The sequence below is a fragment of the Xanthomonas sp. NCPPB 3959 genome (genome assembly GCF_056675575.1).
The window spans coordinates 1-23,662 of sequence record NZ_JBWWVR010000006.1 but is presented as its reverse complement, the minus strand read 5'-3'; the positions used below and the strand labels follow the sequence as shown (position 1 = coordinate 23,662).

Below are 23,662 nucleotides of genomic sequence, written 5' to 3'. Positions count from 1 at the left end.
TCCTCATTCCATCTCGCCCTGGGTCACCGGAAACGGTGGGCTCGACCATGCCGAACAACCACCGGCATTGCAGGCGCGCACCGTGTACTCGTAGGCGCAGTAGGCATTGCCGTTTGCACTGACATAGGTGTTGGGGCCGGTGTAAAGCGCATTGCCGCCACTGCTCTGCAATTGGTACTCCACTGCATCGGCGACCGCAGACCAACCGGCTTCGCACCAGACCTGCACCGGCGCGGTGCGCGTACTCAGCCAGTTCGCTGTCTGCATGGCCGGCGTCGCCGGTGGCGGAGAGACCGTCACCGTGACAATGCCCGAGGTCGGTCCACAGCCGGCAATGTTGCAGGCCCTGGCGCGGTAGCCGTAGTTGCCCTTGCCTTTGCTGGTGTCAAAGCTGGTGGCAGCGCCCGCATACACCTGCACCCATCCTGCGCCATTGCTGTCCTCTTCCAGCTGGAAGCTCTCGCTGCCGGATGGAGTGCTCCAACTCACCGTGTACGCGTTACCCGGCACCAGCGAGGGGGCCGACAGTGCGGGCTCCAGGGTGGGCGGGGCGACAACCTGCACCGTGACAGTGCCGGACCAGTTACCGCACCCGGCACGATTGCAGGCTGCCACCCGGTAGCCGTAATCGCCGGCAGTGCGGGCACCGCTCTCGAAGGCCTGTTGGGGGCCCTCCTGCAGCGTGGACCACGCTCCACCATTGGCACTTTCCTGCAGCACATAGTGAGAGGCCGCGCCTACAGCCGACCAGCTGACGGCAAAACCGCTCTGGGTGGCACGTGCAGGAGCACTCGTTGCGGGCGCACTGTCGGGCGGGTACACCACATTGACACTGGCGCTGGCGGAATAGGACGTACAGCCGATGGGATTGCAGGCGCGTACCCGATAGCCGTAAATCCCCGCCACGCGTGCTGCAAAAGCCCTGGACAACTCTGCACCGGTGTAGCTTTGGCTCCAGGCACCATCGGCAACGCTCTCTTCCAGCTCATACCCGGTTGCACCCGAAGCGGCGGACCAGGCGATGCTGTAATTGCCGTTGTCGCCAAACTGAGGCACCGACAGGTCGGGCACGGTCGACGGTGGCAGCTCGATCGCCACTGTGGCGATGTTGCTCCAGCCTCCACAGCTGTCGCGGCATGCACGGACGCGATACTGGAAGCTGCCAGTCGATTTCCCGGTGACGGTGAACGTCAGCGCGCTTGCGTTGTAGATGCCTGTCCAGCTTCCGCCGCTGGCCGCTTCCTCCAGTTCGTAACGGGTTGCCGCGCCCACTGCGTTCCAGGTCAACGCGTAGTCGCCCTGATTGACGTAACCCGGGCCGCTCAATGCCGGAACATTCGGGGTCACGCTGCCCGACACCTGCGCCACCAGGCTGCCGTTGAGCTGGATGTAATCCACGTCCTTACCGGTGCGCTCATTGCGCTGCTGCCGCAGGACACCGGCATTGTCGTAGAACGAGTAGATCGCGCCGCTGGCGGAGGCCTGAGCGCGGATACGTCTTCCCTGCGCATCGTATTGATAGGCCTCCACTGCACCGACCTGACGCAGGCGGTTACCGTAGTCGAAATCGTAGGTCACGCCGTTGCGATTGTTCAAATTGCCCTGCACGTCGTAGCTCAATCCGACCAGCGTCGCTCCGCCGACGGCATCGACCACGTTGGTCAGGCGATTGTTGCCATCGTAAACATGCATGCGATCACGCGTTCCCACTTTGGCCGCCTGCAGGTTGTCCAAGGCGTCGTAGTTGTAGCTGGCGTCACCAAAAGCAGCAGAGGTTACGGTTTTCAACCGATCCAGGCCGTCGTAGGTCATGTCGCGGCTGGTGTTGCCGCCCGTTACGCCATCGCTGATGGCCATCACATTACCCACCGCATCATAGTCATAGCCATCGTCGAGCACCGCAGTGCCACCAGCCAGATCGGTACTGCGATCGGGGAGACCACGCACGTTCTGTCCCAATGTATGCACCACGCCATTGCCGTAGACGAACCGCGACATGCCGCCGTTGGCGTAGTAGGTCACCTCGCTGGCAAAGTTGCCGGCACGGGTCGGGCGGCCCAATGCATCCGGCGCATAGTCCACAACACGCCCACTCGGGTAGGTATGGCCCGACAGCGCGCCATTCGCATCGTAGGCATAGCTCATGCTCCTGAGCCCAAGTTCGGCGTGCTGCTGAGACTCCTGAACCAGCAGGCGTCGGCGGTTGTACTGGTAGCTGTTGATCACCGGCAACGCGTCGCTGGTATTGGACGTGCTGATGGAGGCAGGCAGGCCGTCTGGGGTGTAGGACCAATCCTGATCTCCCCGACCATCAGGAAAGCGCAGTTGAAACAAGCGATTGCGCGCATCGTAGTTGCGCACCACGACACGCCCACTCGCTTGCGCCGCTTCGGTATCGCACTGGGTCGCGCTGGTCAGGGCGGTGCCCGATGCAGACCAGGCAAGATTGCCGGCTGCATCGTAGTCCTGCACGGTGGCGCCGGATTCCGGCTCGATGGTCTTGCACAGCTGGCGATACCCATCGTAGACATAGCGACGGGCCAGCTGCTGGCTGCCATCCCCGTTACGTCGGTTGATCGAGAGTGGAGTTCCGAGCGCATCGCGCTGGATCTCGGTAATCACGTCTTCGGGTTGGGAAATCGTCAGCGGCATCTCGTACTCCGGCCCGGTATAGGCAAGATGCCGGGTCGTGGTGGAAAGACCTCGCGGATTGGTCACGCGGACGCTGAGATCGCCGATGTACTCGGTCGTGGTAACGAGCGGCCAGAGTTCCGATGCCTGCGTCATGCTGATCGGACGCCCAAGCGCATCGTATGTATAGGAAGTGCCTGAGAGTGCCTGGTTGACGTCGTTCACTGCACGCGACGGATACGAGGTAAACGCCTTCTGGCCAGTGACGTCATAGCGAGTGACCACGGCGCTATCGGTCTGCCCTTGTGCCACCTCCGCAGCCATTACGGGGCGAAATAACGCATCCAGATAGGTCTGGGTTGTGTGCCCGCCCTGCGTGCGGCTGTGCAGCCAATGCCCGGCAGGCAGGCCGAGATTGGCTGCCTCCATGCGTTGCAGCGCAAAGCTCACTGCATTCCATGCCGTGCTGTCGCCTTGCGGATATTGGATCGACGCCAATCTCCCCATACCGTCATAGGTATAGTTGGTAGTGAACCCGTTCTCATCGGTAAGTGCGGTAATCCATCCGTTGTCGTCGATCACCACCGCTCGCGTCGCGCCATTGGGCGCTTCAGCAGTGCCGGGAAACTTGATTTGCTGCGGTACACCGAACTTCCAACCACTAAGCAGGGTTGTATTGCCACGCCCATCGCTGACGCTGGCGACCGTTCCATCAGCGGCGTAGCCCACACTCTGGGCAAGCCGCCCAAACGCATAGAAACGCACGGGCAACCCACTTGCAGTATCAAACTCGGCGCGGCTGCGCTGGATATCGCCGACGGTCTCTTGCTGGTCCTGTCCCAACAACCACAATCCAGCGTCGTCGTAGTAGGCCTTGGAGGTAGTTCTGCTCTGGCCGGCAGAGTTCGACTCCACTGCAGATCTCTCGCGGGCAAAAGCATCGAAAGCTGTAATCTGACGGACAAACTGCACACCATCCTGGGTTGTGCTGGTGCTCTGCACGGGCCGGTTGCCATGCGACATGATCTCGTCACTGCCATAAACATAACTGGTACCAGCCAATGCCGGAAACGGTGCGTCTGCAAGCTGCGACTCTGCAACGTAACTGGTGGTCTCCACCTTGACATTGACATCGTTGCGCGTGGTCACTACGCCCAGCAACCGACCATCGTTGTAGCGGACTTCCTTGCCGAACTCGTAACGCTTGACCGTGCCGTCGGGTCCGGTTTCCACTGTGAATTTGTGTTCTGCGCTGCCTGCCGGATACAGCGGCCAGCTATCCACCGTGACGTCACGATCGTAGCGCCCACCTAAATTGAGATAGTCGTACTGCCATTGAGCAGTCGGCAGCGCAGGGCCGCTAATGGTCTTGGATTTGAGAGTGTAGGCGTCGCGATACAGCGGCGTCTGGTTCCATCCATCCTCCAGCGTGGCGCTTTCCCCGTTTTCCTGACAATCGAAACGCACACCCATCCGACCATGTCGGATCGGGCGCAGGCTAAACGTTGCGACTGCTCCAGAAGGGTGTTTGACGGTATAGATCGCTTCGTTGTCGAGGAGGATCCCCATTTTGGCGCACAGATCCATGCGTACCCGATAATTGGACTCCGGCTCGTCCTGAGTTTGCTGCTGCTTGTATAGCAATGCCGGTGGCGCGATCGCATAGCCCCACGCTGTTCCATCCGGCAAAGTGACCGAGATCAGCCGGGAGGTAGTGCTGTCGTACTGGTAGCTCCACTGGCGCGTACCGCTGGTCATACTGGCGACACGCCCCGCGTTGTCGTAGCCGAGCACAATGCTACGTCCATCGTTGGCATGGATACGCTGCAGCTGCGCGCCACTCCATTCATAGCGAACCCAGTTGCCGAAGCGGTCGACGACCTGGCTCGGATACAGAAATACCTTGTTGCGGCGAAGCACCGCATGCGTATCTGCCCCAAGGGTTTGCTTATGTGCCTGGTCGTTATGGTCGCGTACCACCATCCAGTCGAAGTAATACTTGCTACCGTCGGGCGCATGCCCCACGAAGCCCTGCCCTGCCTGTCCGCTCTTCAAGGCACCCAGGCACGAGAAGAACCAGCCGTCCTTGGTATTCCAGCGCACAGCCTCGGTAAACGTCGGCCTGACCTCGCGCGCGTCTCCTGATGCACCAAGCAGTTCGCCGCCTCCACCTCCGGGCAACGACAGCCAGTTGCCGTCCCAATACTCGAAATCGGCAAAATCAATATCGAGGGTTCCGCGAACATTTCGGACCGTGACAATCGGTGGTCCGCTCACACTGTCACAGCGCTGCGCAGGCGCCCAACTGCCGGCAGCTGCCGTGGCCGCATCGTCTCCAAAAACGCCTGAAAGCGAAGGGATATCCAGCTCCCAGTCGCCAAACGCAAGATTGTTTTTGGGATTGCTCGGGTCAAGCCTGCGTCCGATGGACACCGGTAAGCCGTTATTTCCCGTCAACGACAGCTCGGTGGCAGAGAAGGACACCGACCCGTCATAAAGATTGACCGATTCGCCAAAGATATCGCCCTTGAGCGGCTCGACCAGTTCCGCATATTTCAGCCGGTTGCCATATTCCTCATGCCAACTTGGAATCTCTGCATGCAGTATCGAAGGACAGCACGCGAGCGAGAAAATCGTCACCCCGGCTCTTGCGAAATTCCCCGCAAACAGGCGTGCAGCACCGCAAGTCCGAAGAATTCTCCAAAATTGGCCGCACTTATCATCAGACACGCCTGGCTTCCTGCTCATCCCTGACCTCTGCGCTGTAGTGAATATCCACTCATGACCGCCATCCCAGCCAGTGAACCAGCTGGCGCTTCGCGCGATGACCTGTCCTTGGTGCCTCAGACGAGTCTGTTCCGCAACGGGAACACCGTCAAGAAAATTCAAAACCCAATGCACATTGAAAAAGCGAAAGACGCCCATGTAGCGGCACCTCAAGCGCTCACCACTTCATTGCCAGCAACGCAGCGCTGAGGGGTGAATTCGAAATGCTCCAATCGCGTTGCTATGCCTGAAAGATTCGCCTAGCTATCGTCGCGCCAGACACGCGCCGGTAAGACTCATGCGCTAGATCTGGATGCCGGACCTAACTCGTCAAGGACATCCCATGACCGCTTCCGATCCCGCCCGCCGCCGCGTGTTGCAAGGTTTAGGCGCCGGCCTGTTGTTGCCTGCCACTGCTGCTTGGTCCACGCGCAGTCTGGCCGCGCCCTCCGGGCGGCCGATGATCACCGACGGGGTGCAGAGCGGCGATGTGCTGGACGGCCGCGCAATGCTGTGGAGTCGCTGCGATCGGCCGGCGCGGCTGCGGGTGGAATGGGATACGCGCCCAAGCCTGCGGCAGGCGCGTCGCGTGGATGGGCCGGTGGCGTTGCCGGCGCACGACTTCACTACGCGGGTGGACCTGGGCGCATTGCCACGCGACCAGGACATCTTCTACCGGGTGCGCTTCGAAGACGCCGACAGCAGTGTGTTGAGCGCGCCGGTGCACGGCCATCTGCGCAGTGCGCCGCACGCGCGGGGAGATGTGCGCTTTGTGTGGAGCGGCGACACCGTGGGCCAGGGTTTCGGCATCAATCCGGACATCGGTGGCATGCGCATCTACAGCGCGATGCGCGAACGCAATCCGGACTTTTTCCTGCATAGCGGCGACACCATCTATGCCGACGGCCCGATCCCGGCCGAACTGATCGTCGAAGAGGGCAAGCGCTGGCGCAATCTCACCACCACGGCCAAGAGCAAGGTGGCCGAAACGCTGGACGAATTTCGCGGCAATTACCGTTACAACCTGCTCGATGAAAACGTCCGTCGCTTCAATGCCGAGGTCGCGCAAATCTGGCAGTGGGACGATCACGAAACCACCAACAACTGGTCGCCCGGCAAGCAGATGGACGAGCGCTATCAGGTGCGCGATATCGATGTGCTGGCCGGCCGTGCGCGTCAGGCATTTCTGGAATACGCACCGATGCGCGGCGTGCGTGCCGATGGCGACGGGCGCATCTATCGCAAGATCGGTTATGGCCCGCTGCTGGATGTGTTCGTGCTGGACATGCGCAGCTACCGCGGCGCCAACAGCGACAACCTGCAGCCGCAGCCCGGCGCGGACGCTGCATTTCTCGGCACGCAACAACTGGCGTGGCTGCAGCGCGAACTGGCCGGCTCACGCGCGCAATGGAAGGTGATTGCCGCCGACATGCCGATCGGCCTGCAGGTGCCCGATGGGCAGGACGCCGCAGGGCGTGCACGTTGGGAAGCGATCGCCAATGGCGACCCGGGCGTGCCGCGTGGCCGCGAACAGGAGATCGCCGCGCTGCTGCGTTTCATCAGCGCAGCGCGCATCCGCAACACGGTGTGGCTGACCGCCGATGTGCACTACTGCGCGGCGCATTACTACCATCCCGATAAAGCGGCGTTTCAGCAGTTCGAGCCGTTCTGGGAATTCGTCGCCGGCCCGCTCAATGCCGGCAGTTTCGGCCCGAATGCGCTGGATGCCACCTTCGGCCCGACGGTGATCTTTCAAAAAGCACCACCTGCACCGAACATGTCGCCGCTGGCCGGATTTCAATTCTTTGGCGAAGTGGAGATCGACGCACACACCGGCGTGATGACGGTGACGCTGCGCGATCTGGACGGCGTGGCGCAGTTTCGCCAACCGATCTTGCCGCATGGGCATGGTGCGACGTAGGCAAACGCATTGCCCGCGCTTGCCAGCGGGGCGCGCTGGTGCGGCATGCAAGGTCGCAGAAACGCTGCAGCATCTCTCAGGTTGTGCCGATGCCCGCTGCTGGCGACACAGCCGCGAGGTCAATCGCCGCTTTCAGTCGGTGGCCAACGGATAGAACGCCAGCGCCGCGCGGCAGTCCGGGGCGGCCCACCATTCGTGCAGTTGCCAGTGTGCGGCCCGGCCGAGTTCGGGGTCGCACCACTGCAAGTGCAATGCACCGTCGGGCGCCAGTGCGTACGCAAGCCGATGCAGACCGAACGACAGGCCATGCCCGTAGGCCTTGAGTAGCGCTTCCTTGGCGCACCACAGGCGGAAAAACAGTGCGTGTTGCGCGTCCGGCTCCTGCGCAGTCAACAGTGCGATTTCGTCGGGATGGAAGAAGCGTTGCGCGATGTCCAGCAGGCGTGGGCGTGCGCGAATGCGCTCCAGATCCACGCCCAGCCGCACGCCTTCGCCCAGGCCGACCAGCAGGTACTCGCCGCTATGGCTCCAGCCGGTATCCCGGTTGGGCAAGGCCGGCTGCAGCGATGGACGCCCGCGTGCATCGCGCTGCAAAGGCACGTTTTCAGGGTCGATGCCCAGTGCCAGGCCCAGCAACTGCCGCGCCTGCGGCTCGCCGCGTTCGCCGTGCCGATGCGGGCGCAGCCACAGCTGCACCGGGCCATGCCGCCAGCTCGCGTGCGCTGTCACGCTGCGTCCACCAAACCGAACACTCGGCAGCGCGAGGTATCGCGCTCGACAGGTACTTCACGCCCGGCTGCGTTGAATGGCGGCCATGCACCACTTCCGGTGCACGCGTACAAGGAGATCGGCAACATGGGCATCATCATCTGGTTGATCGTCGGCGGCATCGTGGGTTGGCTGGCCAGCATCATCATGCGTCGCGACGCACAGCAGGGCATCATCCTCAACATTGTGGTCGGCATCGTCGGTGCGTTGATCGCAGGTTTCCTGTTCGGTGGCGGCATCAATCAAGCCATCACGTTGTGGACCTTCGTCTGGTCGCTGCTGGGTGCGGTGATCCTGCTGGCGATCGTCAATCTGTTTACGCGTGGCCGTGTGCGTTGATTGAAGCGCAGTGTGATTGAAACAACGCCCGGGCTTGCCCGGGCGTTGTCGTTTCAGCCGCCGGTGACATCAACCGCTTGCCGGCACGCGATCGGACGGATGGTGAACCCCATCTTCCACCGGCACGGCGATGTTCAACGCATAGGGATTGACGCCTTCCAGGCAACCGACGTTGTAGCCGTATTCGTTGGGATTGGAACGCCGCCGATGGTGCGTATAGATGCCGCACACACTGCAGAAATAATGCGCAGCCGCGTGCGTGTTGAACTGATACAGCCGCAGCACGTCTTCGCCCTGCAGCACATGCAAACCATCGAGCGTGACCGAGGCGACGATGGCGCCGCGGCGGCGGCACATCGAGCAATCGCAGCGGCGTGGATCGAGCAGGCCATGCGGTAGATCCAGATCGATCTGCACCGCGCCGCAATGGCAACTCAGTCGATGCACCGGCCCGAGCGTGACCTCGCCGACCTTGTGGGTGCTGCGCCGCAGCGTGCGCTCGCTCATGCGCTGGCCTCTGCCAGCCGCACCCACGCCGGTGCGTGATCGCTGGGGCGCTCCCAGGTGCGCGGTTCGCGGTCGATACCCGATTCCACCGCGCGTGCGCGTAGCGCATCCGACACCAGGGTCAGATCGATGCGCAAACCGAGATTGCGACGGAAGCCGGCCTGGCGGTAATCCCACCAGCTGAATTGCTCGGCATCGTCGTGATGCAGACGGAACGCATCGTGCAGGCCCAGCGCGAGCAGTTTTTCCAGCGCCGCACGCTCGGCGGTGGAGGTGAGGATGTGGTGCTCGTTCCACACCGACGGGTCGTGCACGTCGCGTGCATCCGGGGCGATATTGAAGTCCCCCAGCACCACCAGCTGCGGGTACTTCTGCAATTCCTGCGCCAGCCAGTCATGCACCGCGGCGAGCCAGCGCAGCTTGTAGGCGTACTTGTCGGTGTCCACGTCCTGGCCGTTGACCACATACAGATTGACGATGCGCACGCCATCGACGGTGGCGGCGATGACGCGCTGCTGCACGTCGTCGAAGCCGGGGATGACCATCTGCACATCCAGCGCCGGCGAGCGCGACAGGATCGCCACCCCGTTGTAGGTCTTCTGCCCGCAGAACACGCTGCGATAACCGGCCGCCGCCAGCGCCGCATCCGGAAATTTATGGTCTTCCAGCTTGGTTTCCTGGATGCCGACCACGTCGGGCGCAAACGTGCCCAACCACTGTTGCAGATGCGGCAGGCGCACGTTGAGCGAGTTGACGTTCCAGGAGGCAATCTTCATGGCGCGGACCGTGGTTCAAACCACCAATGGTACCGCGCCGCTCGCTTGTCGCTTAAGGCTGCGGGGCGATGCGCACCCCGAGCTGGTTGGCAACCGGGCGTTCGCGCCCCGGGATGCCGGTGTGGATAGGGCGGTTGAGCATACGCACGCGCCCGTCCACGCGCGCAGCCAGGGTGCTGGAGCCGCCGCCGTCCAGATTGATGGCGGAGCTGGCGCCAAGTTGCTGCAACACCGCGGTGAGCGCGTCCAGGGTCATGCCGACGCTGTAGCCGGGCTGGCGGCCGTCGGCGACCACCATCCACAGCGTCTTGCGTGCGCGATCCAGGCCCAGTGCGCTGCGTGGTTCGGGGCCGTCGTAGTACTCGGCGCGGCTGGCTTCGCGTGGCTGGCGCTTGCCGTCGAGCAGCAGCAGCGGGCCGGCGCCCACGCCCATCCGCGTGCCGGAGGGGCAATTGCCGCGCACGATGCGCACCGCATTGCGTGCGCTCACGCACAGCGCTGCGTTGACGCGTGTATCGGTGGTGGTGGCGGCCGAATCGAGATGGCCTTCATTGATCGACAGACCTTCGGCAGTGACGCCCTGCCCCGTGGCCGGCACGAATGCCTTGTCGAACAGATGCCCGCCATCGAACGGCAGGAAGTAATCGGCGTTGATCGCCAACGCCAGCTCGCCATCGCGTACGAACGCGGTAGTGGGATTGGCGAGAAATTCGCCACCGCCGCCGCGCTCGCCGCGCGTGCCGACCAGTTGCAGGCCGGGGGTGGAGAGATCGATCTCGGCGATGTGCAGCATCACCGGTTGCGGCTCACTCACTGCTTGCCGCCAGTAGCGCACACCCGGCGCCAGCGTGATCGGCACGCCGGGTGCGGGCACCGGCTGCACCAGCGGTTCGATACTGATGCGATCGCGGGCGTGGGCCTGGTCCAACGCAGCCAGCACCGCGTCGATGCGTGCCGGCGGCGTGCGCAGCAGCAGGCGCTGGCTGGGTGCGACTTGCAACACCTGCACCAGGCCTGCACAGCGCGCGCCGCTGCAAGCACTGCCATCGATGCCGACACGTGCCGGGCCATCGGCATCGTCGGGCACCTGCAAGGCGATGCGATTGCGCTCGGCCGGTTTGCAGCGGCTCACCGCTGCCAGCACATCGTCCGGCCATTGTCCCCAGCAGTCGCCGCTGACGATGGTTTCCATCGGCACAAACTGCGCGTCTGCCTTCGGCATTGCACCATCGTCGGCATTGGCGCTGCCGGCCAGCGTTGCCAGTAGTGCAATCAACAGCGCCGCTGCTCCGCGTCGATCAGAACGCATAGTCCACTCCCAGGTAATACGCACGGCCGTTGTCGAGCTGCTCGCGCATCAGTTGTTGGTCGGCGCCGATCACCCGCGTCAGCCGCGCATTGCTGAGATTGCGGCCCTGCACGGTCAGGCGCAGTTGCTTGCTGAAACTCCACGCCAGCTGCGCGTCGTAACTGGTGATCGCAGCGTAATAGCGGTCGTTGACGCGGTTGTCGGTGGCGGCGGACAGCAGCTGTTGGCCGGTGTAGTTGGCGCTGACGCGCGCACTGAACGGGCCGATGTCGTATAGCAGCGAGGCGTTGGCGCTGCGCTTGGGCGATTCCATCAGGCCGGGCAGCGCGCGGCGGCTGCCGTCGGCCATCTGCACATCGGCGGTGCGCGGGTCGAGCAGGGTTGCGTTGAACATCGCGCCCAGGTTCGACCACGCACCGGGCAGGAAGTCGAAGCGCGTATCGATGGCAGTGAATTCGATGCCCTGCACCTGCGCATCGCCGGTATTGATCGCCTGGGTGGTGGTGACCTGATAAGTACCAAGCAACCCGCCGGGATCGCGCTGGGTGTCGGTGCTGGTCAGGCGCACGATTTCATCGCCGATGCGCTTGTGGAACAGCGCCACCGACAGCTGTGAATCGCGGTCCGGATACCACTCCAGCGACACATCCAGATTGTCCGCACGGCGTGGACGCAGCAGCGGATTGGCGATGCTGCGATTGATGGTGAAGCCGGTGGCATCCACCACCGGGCTGCTGTTCTGGCCAATGTCGGCGTAGGTGGGCAAGCCAATGGTGCGGCTGCCGGCCATGCGCAGTTTCAACGCCGGGGCGATGTCCCAGGCGAGGTTGGCCGACGGCAGCAGGAAGCGACGATCGCTGTCGGCCGATTGCTGCACGTAGTTTGTGCTGCTGCTCAGCGGCTGCGGCACCGCGCTAAGAACTTCGCGCTGCAGGTATTCGTTGCGCAAGCCGAACGTCGCCAGCGTGCGCTCGCCATGCCAGGTGCCCATGAGATAGGCGGCGCCATTGCGCTCGTCGATGCGGAAGTCGCTGATCGCGCTGTTGCGCGCATTGGTGTTGGCCAGCACGTAGGCGCCTGGCGAAGCAGCGGCGAAGGCGGCGACCTTGGCCGGGTCGATCAGCAACAGGCAGCTGAAATCGGCATACGGGCAGATGCGTGCATCGTCGGTGCCAATCGTTGCCAGAGTCACGCGGCCGGATGGGTTGCGGCGGACTTCATCCAGGTTGTAGCGCTGCTGCAGATCGCGGTACTGCAGGCCGGTACGAACGCCCCAACCGCGCGCGTCGGCATCGGCGTTCTGGCTGTAGTCCACTTTGAACGTTGTCGTGTCGGTGCTGCTTTTTTCCACGCGGGTCAAAAAATACTGCTGCGTGTAGTTGGCCGCGTTGCCGTAATAGCCCGGGTCGTTCAAGACGATACTTGGGCGCGTATCGTCGCCGAGCGCATACCCGAAGCCCAGGCGCGACGATGCGGCCGCACTGAACACATCCTCGCGGGTGTCCTGCTGGTATTTGCCGGTGGCGCGGTTGAGCAGTACATCCACATGGCCTTCCGGGTTGAGCCGAAAGCTGCCGCCGAGCTGCGCGTAACGCAATGTGCGGGTCTGATCGAAACGGTTGGCATCCACCTGCGCGCTGCCTTGCGCGTAGCGGCCAGTGTTGGTGTCGCTGATGGTTGCGTTGCCGACACGGTTGATCCATTGCGAACGCCGTTGCTCGTCGTTGCGGTGCTCGAACGCGCCGGCGCTGAAGGCCAGTTTCACGTCTTCGCCGTCGTCGTATTCGAGCTTGCCGAACACGCTGCGGCGCTGGCGCACGTTGTCGTAACTGAGTGGACGGAAGCGGTCCGGCGCGATCGCCAGCCCGGCCGGGTCCAGGCCGGGCGTGAGGTTCTGCCGCACACCGTTGGCGTAATAGCTGTAGCTGTCGATGGCGGTATTCAACGAGGACGAATCGCGGCGAAAGTAATCGGCCGACAGCACCACGCCGAAGCGGTTGTCCGGCCCGAAGGTGTCGCTGAAGCTGCCCTGCACCTGGCCGGACGGCGTGCTGCCCTGCAGATGCCGGCGGTTTTCCCAATCGGCTACGTTGGCGCGCACGGTGGCGAAGCGGCCGTCGTGATCGAAGGCACTGCGCGTGCGCAGCGCGGCGATGCCGCCGATGGCATTGCTGTCCATGTCCGCGTTGAAGGTCTTGTAGATGTCCACCTGCTGCGCCAGCGAGGCGGGAATCACATCCAGCGATTGCACGCGCCGGCTGGTCTCGGTGGAGGGCAGCGCCACGCCATCGATCAGCACATTGTTGTAGTCCGGATTGAAGCCGCGCAGGCTCATGAATTGCGCTTCGCCGCGGCCGTTGTTGACCACCATCGACACGCCCGGCACGCGCTGCAGCGCCTCGCCCAGGCCGAAGTCCGGGATCGAGCCGATATCGTCGGCGGCCACGCCGTCGGACACCACCGCCGCCTCGCGCTTGGCACCGATCGCCTGGCGGATCGACAGGTGCTGGCCGGAAACCTGCACCGCATCCAGCTGCACCGGGGCGGTGTCGCTGGCAGTGTCGCTAGCGGGCGCGGCAGGAACGGTCTCGGCGGCGTAAGCACTCAGGCTGGCGCCCACACAAAGCGCCAACAGGCAAAAACGGGGACACGGACGGGTGCGGAAACGTGACATGGGATGACCGACGATGGCAGAGCTCGCCAATTTAATAACTTACTGTGAATTAATTATTTCAGCCGCAGCGGTTAAGCTAGCTTTCCCCCCGTGACACCGCTCGCCATGTCGTCCATTGCCACTTCTGCCTTGCCGCTGCACTCGCCGCCCTTCCCGGGCCTGAGCCTCAACGAGCGCGACATGCTGGAGCGCCTGCGCCTGGCCGGCGTGCTCACCCGCGCCGACCTCAGCCGTGGCACCGGGCTGACCGTGCAGACCGCGGTGCGCCTGATCGAAGGCCTGCAGGCGCGCGGCATGGTGCACATGGGCAGCGGCGTGGCCCGCGCCGGACGCGGCAAGCCGGGCGTGGCGGTGTCGCTGAACCCGGCGCACGGCCACACGCTGGGCATCTCCATCGCCACCGATGCGCTGACCCTGGCGCTGATGGATTTTTCCGGGACGGTGCTGGCCATCACCGAGGTCGCGCTGACCGATACCACCTTGTACGGCGTGCTGACCCAGCTGCAGGCCGCCGATGCCGCAGTGCTGGCGAGCGTGGACCATGCAGGCCCACGGCTGGGCATCGGCGTGGCGATGAGCGGGTTCTTCACCGGCGTGGACAGCTTCATCAATCCGCCCGAGCCGCTGCGCGCGTTGGGCCAAGTCGCACTGTGTCCGTGGCTGGCCGATGCCTTTGCGCAGCCGGTATGGATGGACAACGACGGCAGCGTGGCCGCCGCTGGCGAGGCGATGCTGGGCGTGGGCCAGCGCCATCGCGACTTCGCCTATCTCTATCTCAGCTACGGATTCGGCGGCGGCCTGGTCATCGACGGCCAGGTCATGCGCGGCGCGCGCGGCAATGCCGGTGAATTCGCCGGCATGCTGCCGGCGCAGAAACTCGAACGCGCCACGCTGGAGTTGCTGCGCGAACTGCTGGCCGAAGACGGCGTGGTGTTTGCCGATGTGCGCAGCCTGCTGGCCGCCTACGACCCGGCATGGCCGGCGATCGAGCGCTGGATCGCGCGCAGCGCGCCAGGCGTGTCGTTGATCGTCTCGGCAATCACCGCGGTGTGCGACCCGGAAGCCATCGTGTTTGGCGGCCGCCTACCCGCGGATCTGGCGCAGCGGCTGATCGCCGCGGTACAGATCGACAACCAGCCCCGCCGCGGCCAGGGCCGCCCGATGCCGCTGCTGCTGCCGGCCGAAGCACCGGCCGACGCCTGTGCGATCGGCGCGGCGACGCTGCCGTTGAAGGCGCGCTACTTCCGTTAGTGCCCGCCGGCAGCGACGTCGCCTGCCGTGCACGCCGTGCGTCAGTCGCCTTGCCGCTGGGGTGACGGCAGCCTGCCCGACGCGTCAGCGAGCGCAGCAGCTTGCATGCAGCTCCCGTGCAAGCATCACCACCTGCCGCTCCGTGGCGGCATCCATCTCCTCAAACATCTCCTCACCGCGCAACGGCGCTGCAGCCGGCAACGGATGTCCGAACGGCTGCTGGGACACCAGTCGCCAGGCGTCGCCGTACAGCGGCTCGGCGGTCGCCAGCAGCGGCGAGGACACGAACTGATCCAGCACCGGCATCGCCGCCCGGTTGCCCTGCATCGCCATCGCCTCAAGGTCGGCCAGCACTTGCTCGGCGTCAGCGCGATCGGAAGGGGAGAGCGGTTGCGGCCTGCCGTCTGCGGCGACGGCGGGTTGGCGCTCCAACAACAGGCGTGCGCGTCGACCCAGCAATTCGAGCTGCGCGTCGGTATTGCCGCCGGCGGCGGCCTGACGCAGCAGTTGGTCCACCTGCGCGTACTCGCCTTCGCCAATGTGCCGGCAAGCCGCCAGCTGGGCAGCATGGTCGCGTGCGCGTTGCGACACCACGGCGCGCGCACCAGGCTCCGCCAGGTCCGCATCGCCAACGGACGTCGCGGACCGCGCCGCCTCGGCAAGCATGGCGCAGCGGCTATAGGTCTGCGCGCGCGCATAAGACACCGCGGCACGCTCGCCCGACGCGGCAGCGGCAGTGCTGTGCGTCGTCTCTGCACCACCGGCTTGCGTCTTCGCTTCGGTCTGGAAGGCCTGCGACGATCCGGTGCCACAGGCTGACAAGGCGAGCGCGTGCGGCACGAGGATCAGCCATCGGGACAACGCGCCTTTTCCTCTCACTGCCGGATCCGCTGCGCATCAGCATCGGCGCTGCGCTGGCTCTGGTCAGAGGACGCCAGACCCGCCGCTTGCGCAGAGCGTTCCTGCACCAGCTGGGCGATGGCGCGATCGCGCAGTTCTTCGCGCAGCTGCGCTTCGATCATCCCGCCCACGGTGTCGAGCGTGGCGGTGTGCTTTTCCTCCAGACGGATCAGGTGATATCCGCCAGGGCCGCGCACGGGGCCAGACACGTCGCCCACCGCCAGCGCACGCACCGGCACCTCGAACGGCGTGTCCAGGTAAAGGCCGAACATCGACGACAGCTGTCCCCCGTCGGCGGCAGTGGCGCCATCGTCGGACTCCTCGGCGGCCAGTCGGGCGAAATCGCCTCCACGCTCGATGCGACGGCGCAGCATCTGCGCACGCTCCAGGGCCTGCGCCTGGCTCAACGGATGACTGCGCCGCGGCGCCGACTCGGGTTGTTCAGCGATGAAGACATGGCTGAGTCGGAATTCGTCGAAGTCGCCCGGCCGCTCGGCAAAGCGCTTTGCGATATCCGCCTGCGACACCGTCACGCTCTGCAGCAGGTGATCGCGCTCGGCCTGCGCGAGCACAGTGTCGGCAGCCTCGCGCAGCAGGGCAGCCGTTTGCGGATCATCGGCAAGGCCTTGGCTCCTTGCGCGTTCGGCCAGGATCGCGCGTTCGATGGAAGCAGCGGCGCTGTCCGCATTTTCGCGGCGTGCATGTTCAGTTGGCACAGCCTCTTCCCTCCCATCTGCGTCTGTCGGCGATGCAATGGCGGCCTGCGTGGTCATGCAGGCACCGAGCAGCAGCAACACGTAGCGCGTCGCGCGTGCAGGACCCACAGCAACGTTGAACAACTTGGACATGAGATCTCCCTCAGAAACAGCGGCGATTGACTATTTCCGGTCATCCGGTGCGACAACCTCGGCCGCACCGGATGCCGTCAAGGCGTTACGGTGCGTAATGCGAAATGCGCCGCCCGTTGATCTTCAGCGTGCGCATGGTCGACTTCGGATCGTCGGTGGTAATCAGCCCGAACCGCTGCGACATCAGGAAACCGATATCGCCGCGATGGTCTGCGGTATCGGATTTCCCCTGATACGAGGAATACAGTTGCGACAATCGGTAGCAACACGAACCGTTGTTGCTGATGAACTCGCCGGCACCCGGGCCATCGGGAATGGCCTGGAAGATGGCGATACGCTTGCCCTCGGCACGCGCTGCGTTCTTCTGGCCTTGCAACAGGCCATCATCCTGCTTGACGTTGATTTCCAGCGTGTGGGCATAGCGTTGCCATTCGACACGACTGGCCGGCACATCGATCTTCGACAACATGTTGGTGGTGTAGACCGGAATGGCATGCACATACTTCGCGTTACCGGCAAACGCGGCCGGGTGCGGGAACAACGTGGCGTTGACCTTCATCGCCACGACCTGCTCGGGATGATTGGGAAATGCCTTCAAGGCAGCGGTGTGTACTGCGCGCACGCCATCGGCGGTCTTGACGTCGAAGATCAGCGGCAGCTGCATGTTGTTGCGCTTCCAATACGCAAACAGCTCGTCCAGGCTGTACATCTCCCACCCGGTGACGGTGCCACGGTTCGGCGTGAGCAGGTGCAGTCGCTTGATGTTGGCCAACGACAGGCTGCTGACGAGCGGATTGGCGCCCAGGTTGGTGCTCGGGTTGTACTTGCCGCCCCCTACGACGGTGTACACGTCGGTGGTGCGCCCAAGATTGAAGTCGTGGCTCAGCACCGGCATGCCGTCCTGGGTCACCTTGACGTCCAGCTCCACGCCATCCATGCACTGCACGTCGGCATTGAGCACGGCGCGGCTGGAGTTTTCCGGAATCGATGGATCGCCCGAGTATTTGCCCCACAGGCCGCGGTGGGCCAGCACCAGGGTATCGGCGGTGAACTTGTCGTTGAGGATCTCCGCCATCTTGTTGGCGGTATTGCCGCACGATGCAGCAGCAAGTTGCGGCATGGCGGCCAGCACGGCCAGCGCGCCGAGCAGGCGGCAGGCACGGGCCAGGGGATGTGGAGCGAGGGTGGTAGGCATGGTCTCTGTGTCCCGGTTCGTAGGTGCAGGAAGGGCAAGGGATGGACGAGAGCCGACGGGTCGACGCAATCGGCGAACTCGCTTGCAGCGCACTCGCCAGCCGGTCGATACCGGGAGTGAGGCCAGGCCGTGCGTGATCAGCGTTCGGCTTGTTCGCCAATTTAGTCACTTACCATGAATTAATTATTTCTGCGGCATGGCGATCTGTCGCGCATGCGCAGTGAGGCGCGGCGATGCGAAGCGATGCTTGAACTGGCAGGCGCGCATCACGATGCGTGAGGCGACAAGCCACCAACGTGGTCGGCACCTGCCGGATCCACTGACTGATGTAAACCCGCATGCCCAGGCAACAGCGTTGGTGGGACCTCGCGGCGCGCGCCACCCAAAACGCAGACCGCCGGCACAAGGCCGGCGTTCTGCGATACATCCAGCGATGGGCCGATACGTCAGTGACCCGACGGACCGGTGGCACCCAGGCCGGTTTCGGCACGGATCTGCTGCGCCTTGAACGCGGAACGTTCGTTGGCCGCCTGCGGGCTGCGATCCAGGATCGAGAACAGCCAGATGCCGACAAAGCCAATCGTCATCGAGAACAGCGCTGGCGAGGTGTACGGGAACGGCGCCGAGCCAGCTGCATTGCCCAGCGTATCCACCCACACCGACGGCGACAGCACCGTCAGCACCAGCGAGGAAATCAGGCCCAGGAAGCCACCGACCACCGCGCCGCGGGTGGTGCAGTTCTTCCACAACAAGGACAGGATCAGCACCGGGAAGTTGGCCGAGGCGGCGATGGCGAACGCCAGCGACACCATGAAGGCCACGTTCTGCTTCTCGAACACGATACCCAGCAGCACCGCGATCACGCCCAGCACCAGGGTGGTGACACGCGAGACCTTCAGCTCCGAACCCGGCGCCGGATTGCCCTTCTTGATCACCGTGGCGTACAGGTCGTGCGACACCGCCGAGGCGCCGGACAGGGTCAAACCTGCGACCACCGCCAGGATGGTGGCAAAGGCCACCGCCGAGATGAAGCCCATGAACACATTGCCGCCCACTGCATTGCCAACCAGCACCGCCGCCATGTTGGCCGCGCCCTTGCCGCCGTGAATGGTGCCGGTGGCAACATCGGCAAACTGCGGGTTGGTCAGCACCAGTGCGATCGCACCGAAGCCGATGATGAAGATCAGGATGTAGAAGTAGCCGATCCAGGTGGTGGCCCACAGCACCGACTTGCGTGCCTGCTTGGCATCGGGAACGGTGAAGAAGCGCATCAGGATGTGCGGCAGGCCGGCGGTGCCGAACATCAGCGCCATACCGAAGGAGATCGCCGAGATCGGGTCCTTGACGAAACCGCCCGGCCCCATGATCGACAGGCCCGCTTTGGCTGCGTCCTCCGGCGACGCACCACCGTTGGCCGCAATCGCGGTCTTGACCCGCACGCCCTCAGCAAACAGCGCCTCGAAGCTGAAGTTGAAGTGCCACATGATCGCCACGGCCATGAAGGTCACGCCGGTCAGCAGCAACACCGCCTTGATGATCTGCACCCAGGTGGTGGCGGTCATGCCGCCGAACAGCACGTAGACCATCATCAGCACGCCGACCAGCGTCACCGCCACCCAATAGTCCAGGCCGAACAGCAACTTGATCAAGGCACCGGCGCCGACCATCTGTGCGATCAGGTAGAACAGCACCACCACCAGCGTGCCCGATGCGGCAAAGCTGCGGATCGCGGTTGGCGCAAAGCGATAGCCGGCCACGTCTGCAAAGGTGTACTTGCCGAGGTTGCGCAGCCGTTCGGCCATCAGGAAGGTCAGGATGGGCCAGCCGACCAGAAAGCCGATCGCATAGATCAGGCCGTCGTAGCCGTTGGCCATCACCGCTGCGGTAATGCCCAGGAACGAGGCCGCCGACATGAAGTCGCCCGCGATCGCCAGGCCGTTCTGGAAGCCGGTGATGCCACCGCCGGCGGTGTAGAAGTCAGAGGCCGATTTGGTCTTGGCCGCTGCCCACTTGGTGATCCACAAGGTGCCCAGCACAAAGAAGCCGAACATGCCGATCGCCACCCAGTTGGTGGGTTGCTTGTCGACCTGGCCCATGTCGCCGCCGGCGGCCAGTGCGAGGCCTGCCGGCAGCAGGCCGGCCAGAATCAGGAGAAGGCGCGAAGTCTTGCTCATTTGCGGGCTTCCTCCAGGATCTGCGCGGTCAGCTGGTCGTAGGTGTTGTTGGCACGACGCACGTAGATGGCGGTGATGATGATGGTGAACACCATCACCCCGATCGCGATCGGAATGCCGATCGAGGTCACCCCGGCGCCGATCGGTTTGGCGAGGAATTCCTTGTCGAAGGCGATCAGGCCGATGTAGCCGTAATAGGCGAGCAACATCAGCACGGTCAGCGTCCAGCCCAGCGTGTTGCGTTGGCGTTTGAGCGCGTGGTACTTCGGATTGGCATCGATCTTGGCGATCAGTGCTTCATTCGAGACGGTCATGGTCTGTCTCCTGGAGTGCGGGCGGCACGGCCCGCCCACATGCGTGGCGGGCCACCGGCGGGGTGAATCTTAGAAGCTGTACTTGGTAGTGAACTGCAGGCGCGAGATGTCGCCGGAATCGCCGTTTTCAGCTTCGCGGCGGCCGTACATCAGCTCTGCACCCACATCGACCTTGGGCAGCGGCGAATAGAAGACGTTGGCGCGGATGCTCTGCTGCGACTTGCTCGCCAGCCCGCCGGTATTGGCGATGTCGTGGTCGTAATCCACGCGCGAATACATGATGGTGCTGCGCAGCTTGGCGTTGTAGTCGTGGCGCCACGCCACCCAACCAGCCACGGTGCTGACGGTCTGGATGTTGCCGTCCATGTCGATTTCCACGTCCGAGCCGTTGCCCAGACCCAGATAGCGGCCAAGACCTTCGCCGTAGCTGAGCTGATAGCGCAGGTCGTTGTTGGAGTTGATGATCCAGCGCCCGCCGCCGGCGATGGCGCCGCCGAAGTCGGTGTCGTTGGTCAGCGCGCTGCGCGTGCGGTACTGGCGCGCGATCGCCGACAGCCCGAACGTGCCCCAGGTGCCCTTCCAGTTGTAGCGCGCGGTCAGGTCCGGCATCGCGCCATGGTCCGAGGCCAGGATGGTGTTGCCACCCTGGTAGGGCGTGGTCAGCGTCTCGGGATTTTCTGCCGACACACTGAAGGCACCGCGGGTGTAGCGAATCTGGGTCTGACGGCTGAACAGCGCACCGTCGGTCGGCCCGACGATGTCGGCGGCCTCGGGCAGGATCGTGGAATCGATGAAGTTGGACCAGGTCTGGCCGGCCAGCCAGTTGTTCCAGCTCATGTAGGCATGCCGCAAGGTGCCGCCGTACAAGTTGTTGACCTGGTTGGCCAGCGCGTTGCCGAAGAAATCCAGTTCGATGAAGCCGGTGAGCTTGTCGCCGTTATCGGTGACGGTGTCCACGCCCAGATTGAAGCGCGAGAACTTGGCATGGAAGTCGGTGTCGGTGCTGGAGGCCTGGCCGCCGACCGGCGTCTGCGTCGGGATATACAGGTACCGCCCCACCGCGCCTTCGGGCAATGCGCCGTCGCTGGTGCGGGTGGTCATGAAGTCGGCCTTGATGAAACCGCCAAAACGAAACGTTGTCCCCGGCAACGCGTTCGGCGTGATGCTGCTCAGCTGGATCGGCTTCTTGCCGGCAGGCACTACAGGTGCGGCCGGCGTCTGCGCCTGCAAGGTGCGCACCTCGGTCACCTGCGTTTGCGTCTGGGCAATCTGGCCCTGCTGTTGCTGCTGTGCAGAGACCAGCAGTTGTACCTGACGCTCGAGCTCGGCAATGCGCGTTTCCAATGCCTTTTCCTTGGCGGTTTGCGCAAACGCAGCGCCCGGCAGAATGCTCGCCACAAACAACGCAGCCGCCAACGGATGGCGCACCAATGGTGCAGTACGGTGTTTCATAGACCCCTCTCCCCAATGAAGGCCTCGCGCTTGATGGCGATGCTGTGCGGAGCGTGAGGCAGTCCGCACTTGCGAGCCTATTCGCCTTTGGTCGTAGCTGCAACGCAGCATTCCACAAGGTGACCGATCGTCGCACTAGAACCGGGAACGGATTTGGGATAACGCGCTCTGGCGGTTAAGACCAAGGTCTAAGGCCCGGTTGAACGCCGGGACAGAATGGATACGGCACACTGATTGTCTACCGAGGGCGGCTGTCGCGCTCTCTTCCGACAAGTTCATCGCAAGTGAGGGTGCCATGGCTGATGTTTATCCCGTCGATCCCGCGTTCGCCGCTGATGCGCGCATTACGCGCGAGCAGTACGCAACGCTGTACCGCGAATCGATCGAACACCCCGAGCAGTTCTGGGGCAAGGCCGCACAGCGGCTGGAGTGGTTCAAGCAACCCACCCAGGTAAAGGACGTCAGCTACGCGCTGGACGACTTCCATATTCGCTGGTTCGGCGATGGCGAGCTCAATGCCAGCGTCAACTGTCTGGATCGCCAGCTGGCCACGCGCGGCGACAAGACCGCGCTGTTGTTCGAACCCGACAGCCCGGACGCCGAATCCTATCCGGTCACCTATCGCCAGTTGTACGAGCGCGTGTGCAAGCTCGGCAATGCGCTGCGCAATCTGGGCGTCAACAAGGGCGACCGCGTCACCATCTACATGCCGATGATTCCCGATGCGGCCGTGGCCATGCTCGCCTGCGCGCGCATCGGTGCGGTGCACTCGGTGGTGTTCGGCGGGTTTGCCGCCAACTCGATCGCCGACCGCGTGATCGATTGCCAGAGCAAGCTGATCATCACCGCCGATGAAGGCTTGCGCGGCGGCAAGAAGATTCCGCTCAAGGCCAATGTCGATGCGGCACTGAAACTGCCCGGCACCAACACGGTGGAAACGGTGCTGGTGGTGCGTCACACCGGTGGTGCGGTCGAGATGCAGGCACCGCGCGATCGCTGGTTCCATGATGTGGTCGACGGCCAGCCGGCCGAGTGCGAACCCGAGCGCATGAACGCGGAAGATCCGTTGTTCATCCTTTACACCTCCGGTTCCACCGGCAAGCCCAAGGGCGTGCTGCACACCACCGCCGGCTATCTGCTGTTTGCCAGCTACACGCATGAAGTGGTGTTCGACCTGCGCGAAGACGACATCTACTGGTGCACCGCCGATGTGGGCTGGGTCACCGGCCACAGCTACATCGTCTACGGCCCGCTCGCCAACGGCGCCACCGCGGTGATGTTCGAAGGCGTGCCGAATTACCCGAACGTCTCGCGCTTCTGGGATGTGATCGACAAGCACAAGGTCAGCATCTTCTACACCGCGCCCACCGCGATCCGCGCACTGATGCGCGATGGCGAGGAGCCGGTCAAGAAGACCTCGCGCAAGAGCCTGCGTCTGCTCGGCAGCGTCGGCGAGCCGATCAATCCGGAAGCCTGGCGCTGGTACTACGAAGTGGTCGGCGACAGCCGTTGCCCGATCGTGGACACCTGGTGGCAGACCGAAACCGGCGGCATTCTGATCTCGCCGCTGGCCGGCGCGGTCGATCTCAAGCCGGGCTCGGCGACCCTGCCGTTCTTTGGCGTGCAGCCGGCGCTGGTCGATGCCGAAGGCAAGATTCTGGAAGGCGCCACCGAAGGCAATCTGGTGCTGCTGGATTCGTGGCCAGGCCAGATGCGCTCGGTCTATGGCGATCATCAGCGTTTCATCGACACCTACTTCCGCACCTATCCGGGCAGCTACTTCACCGGCGACGGCTGCCGCCGCGATGCCGATGGCTATTACTGGATCACCGGCCGC

At 63.9% G+C, this 23,662-nt stretch carries 17 protein-coding genes; 5 read left to right on the top strand and 12 right to left on the bottom strand.

What is annotated here, in order from left to right; genetic code table 11:
* Positions 1 to 3: 3 nt before the first annotated feature.
* The gene (locus AC1KVG_RS08660) at positions 4 to 5,361 is read right to left on the bottom strand and encodes a wall-associated protein (protein ID WP_481094129.1); all 5,358 of its coding nucleotides are present in this window, start codon (positions 5,359 to 5,361) and stop codon (positions 4 to 6) included.
* Between the two features lie 51 nt (positions 5,362 to 5,412).
* Here AC1KVG_RS08660 and AC1KVG_RS08655 point away from each other — a divergent pair, with 51 nt between their 5' ends.
* Both AC1KVG_RS08655 and AC1KVG_RS08650 read left to right on the top strand, forming a co-directional pair.
* Positions 5,413 to 5,607 carry a hypothetical protein gene (locus AC1KVG_RS08655; RefSeq protein ID WP_139145260.1) on the top strand — a complete coding sequence of 65 codons (195 nt, stop codon included), beginning with the start codon at positions 5,413 to 5,415 and terminating at the stop codon, positions 5,605 to 5,607.
* Positions 5,608 to 5,740: 133 nt separating this feature from the next.
* The gene (locus AC1KVG_RS08650) at positions 5,741 to 7,318 is read left to right on the top strand and encodes an alkaline phosphatase D family protein (protein WP_481094128.1); all 1,578 of its coding nucleotides are present in this window, start codon (positions 5,741 to 5,743) and stop codon (positions 7,316 to 7,318) included.
* Positions 7,319 to 7,450: 132 nt separating this feature from the next.
* Here the strand turns inward: AC1KVG_RS08650 and AC1KVG_RS08645 are convergent, their stop codons facing one another.
* Positions 7,451 to 8,047 carry a 4'-phosphopantetheinyl transferase family protein gene (locus AC1KVG_RS08645; protein WP_481094127.1) on the bottom strand — a complete coding sequence of 199 codons (597 nt, stop codon included), beginning with the start codon at positions 8,045 to 8,047 and terminating at the stop codon, positions 7,451 to 7,453.
* A gap of 126 nt (positions 8,048 to 8,173) precedes the next feature.
* Here AC1KVG_RS08645 and AC1KVG_RS08640 point away from each other — a divergent pair, with 126 nt between their 5' ends.
* The gene (locus AC1KVG_RS08640) at positions 8,174 to 8,425 is read left to right on the top strand and encodes a GlsB/YeaQ/YmgE family stress response membrane protein (protein ID WP_043889923.1); all 252 of its coding nucleotides are present in this window, start codon (positions 8,174 to 8,176) and stop codon (positions 8,423 to 8,425) included.
* 69 nt (positions 8,426 to 8,494) lie between these two features.
* Here the strand turns inward: AC1KVG_RS08640 and AC1KVG_RS08635 are convergent, their stop codons facing one another.
* The 4 genes from AC1KVG_RS08635 to AC1KVG_RS08620 are packed head-to-tail and all read right to left on the bottom strand — an operon-like array spanning position 8,495 to position 13,691.
* Positions 8,495 to 8,932: a GFA family protein gene (locus AC1KVG_RS08635; protein WP_481094126.1), complete on the bottom strand. Its 438-nt coding sequence runs from the start codon at positions 8,930 to 8,932 to the stop codon at positions 8,495 to 8,497.
* Positions 8,929 to 9,708, bottom strand: coding sequence for an exodeoxyribonuclease III (gene xth / locus AC1KVG_RS08630; protein WP_481094125.1), 780 nt, complete (start codon positions 9,706 to 9,708; stop codon positions 8,929 to 8,931). The genes AC1KVG_RS08635 and xth overlap by 4 nt, the downstream gene beginning before the upstream one ends.
* Before the next feature lie 52 nt (positions 9,709 to 9,760).
* Complete coding sequence (locus AC1KVG_RS08625) at positions 9,761 to 11,017, bottom strand: phosphodiester glycosidase family protein (RefSeq protein ID WP_481094124.1); 1,257 nt, start codon at positions 11,015 to 11,017, stop codon at positions 9,761 to 9,763.
* On the bottom strand, positions 11,007 to 13,691 hold the full coding sequence (locus AC1KVG_RS08620) for a TonB-dependent receptor (RefSeq protein ID WP_481094123.1): 2,685 nt from the start codon (positions 13,689 to 13,691) through the stop codon (positions 11,007 to 11,009). Before AC1KVG_RS08620 ends, AC1KVG_RS08625 begins: the two co-directional genes overlap by 11 nt.
* 105 nt (positions 13,692 to 13,796) lie before the next feature.
* Between AC1KVG_RS08620 and AC1KVG_RS08615 the strand changes: the two genes are divergently transcribed.
* Positions 13,797 to 14,942, top strand: coding sequence for an ROK family protein (locus tag AC1KVG_RS08615; protein WP_481094257.1), 1,146 nt, complete (start codon positions 13,797 to 13,799; stop codon positions 14,940 to 14,942).
* An 84-nt stretch (positions 14,943 to 15,026) separates the two neighbouring features.
* Here AC1KVG_RS08615 and AC1KVG_RS08610 read toward each other — a convergent pair whose 3' ends face one another.
* From AC1KVG_RS08610 to AC1KVG_RS08585, 6 genes are all read right to left on the bottom strand, one after another.
* Positions 15,027 to 15,803 (bottom strand): hypothetical protein, encoded by a 777-nt coding sequence (locus tag AC1KVG_RS08610; RefSeq protein WP_481094122.1) that lies wholly within the window; start codon positions 15,801 to 15,803, stop codon positions 15,027 to 15,029.
* A gap of 14 nt (positions 15,804 to 15,817) precedes the next feature.
* Positions 15,818 to 16,690 carry a peptidylprolyl isomerase gene (locus AC1KVG_RS08605; RefSeq protein ID WP_481094121.1) on the bottom strand — a complete coding sequence of 291 codons (873 nt, stop codon included), beginning with the start codon at positions 16,688 to 16,690 and terminating at the stop codon, positions 15,818 to 15,820.
* An 85-nt stretch (positions 16,691 to 16,775) separates the two neighbouring features.
* Positions 16,776 to 17,885, bottom strand: a complete 1,110-nt coding sequence (locus AC1KVG_RS08600) for a glycerophosphodiester phosphodiesterase family protein (protein ID WP_481094120.1) — start codon at positions 17,883 to 17,885, stop codon at positions 16,776 to 16,778.
* A 446-nt stretch (positions 17,886 to 18,331) separates the two neighbouring features.
* Complete coding sequence (locus tag AC1KVG_RS08595; RefSeq protein WP_023905655.1) at positions 18,332 to 20,059, bottom strand: cation acetate symporter; 1,728 nt, start codon at positions 20,057 to 20,059, stop codon at positions 18,332 to 18,334.
* Positions 20,056 to 20,373, bottom strand: a complete 318-nt coding sequence (locus AC1KVG_RS08590) for a DUF485 domain-containing protein (RefSeq protein WP_006451668.1) — start codon at positions 20,371 to 20,373, stop codon at positions 20,056 to 20,058. Before AC1KVG_RS08590 ends, AC1KVG_RS08595 begins: the two co-directional genes overlap by 4 nt.
* Positions 20,374 to 20,442: 69 nt before the next feature.
* Positions 20,443 to 21,825, bottom strand: coding sequence for a DcaP family trimeric outer membrane transporter (locus AC1KVG_RS08585; RefSeq protein WP_481094119.1), 1,383 nt, complete (start codon positions 21,823 to 21,825; stop codon positions 20,443 to 20,445).
* Between the two features lie 295 nt (positions 21,826 to 22,120).
* Between AC1KVG_RS08585 and acs the strand changes: the two genes are divergently transcribed.
* The coding region (gene acs, locus AC1KVG_RS08580; RefSeq protein WP_481094118.1) for an acetate--CoA ligase at positions 22,121 to 23,662 on the top strand (1,542 nt) is incomplete at its 3' end.

What these genes read in the sequence shown, in the direction of transcription:
- AC1KVG_RS08590 (WP_006451668.1), bottom strand. Translation starts at nt 20,373, where the DNA reads ATGACCGTCTCGAATGAAGCACTGATCGCCAAGATCGATGCCAATCCG.
- AC1KVG_RS08635 (WP_481094126.1), bottom strand. Translation starts at nt 8,932, where the DNA reads ATGAGCGAGCGCACGCTGCGGCGCAGCACCCACAAGGTCGGCGAGGTC.
- AC1KVG_RS08650 (WP_481094128.1), top strand. Translation starts at nt 5,741, where the DNA reads ATGACCGCTTCCGATCCCGCCCGCCGCCGCGTGTTGCAAGGTTTAGGC.
- xth (WP_481094125.1), bottom strand. Translation starts at nt 9,708, where the DNA reads ATGAAGATTGCCTCCTGGAACGTCAACTCGCTCAACGTGCGCCTGCCG.
- AC1KVG_RS08605 (WP_481094121.1), bottom strand. Translation starts at nt 16,690, where the DNA reads ATGTCCAAGTTGTTCAACGTTGCTGTGGGTCCTGCACGCGCGACGCGC.
- AC1KVG_RS08655 (WP_139145260.1), top strand. Translation starts at nt 5,413, where the DNA reads ATGACCGCCATCCCAGCCAGTGAACCAGCTGGCGCTTCGCGCGATGAC.
- AC1KVG_RS08620 (WP_481094123.1), bottom strand. Translation starts at nt 13,691, where the DNA reads ATGTCACGTTTCCGCACCCGTCCGTGTCCCCGTTTTTGCCTGTTGGCG.
- AC1KVG_RS08595 (WP_023905655.1), bottom strand. Translation starts at nt 20,059, where the DNA reads ATGAGCAAGACTTCGCGCCTTCTCCTGATTCTGGCCGGCCTGCTGCCG.
- AC1KVG_RS08615 (WP_481094257.1), top strand. Translation starts at nt 13,797, where the DNA reads ATGTCGTCCATTGCCACTTCTGCCTTGCCGCTGCACTCGCCGCCCTTC.
- AC1KVG_RS08625 (WP_481094124.1), bottom strand. Translation starts at nt 11,017, where the DNA reads ATGCGTTCTGATCGACGCGGAGCAGCGGCGCTGTTGATTGCACTACTG.
- AC1KVG_RS08640 (WP_043889923.1), top strand. Translation starts at nt 8,174, where the DNA reads ATGGGCATCATCATCTGGTTGATCGTCGGCGGCATCGTGGGTTGGCTG.
- AC1KVG_RS08600 (WP_481094120.1), bottom strand. Translation starts at nt 17,885, where the DNA reads ATGCCTACCACCCTCGCTCCACATCCCCTGGCCCGTGCCTGCCGCCTG.
- AC1KVG_RS08585 (WP_481094119.1), bottom strand. Translation starts at nt 21,825, where the DNA reads ATGAAACACCGTACTGCACCATTGGTGCGCCATCCGTTGGCGGCTGCG.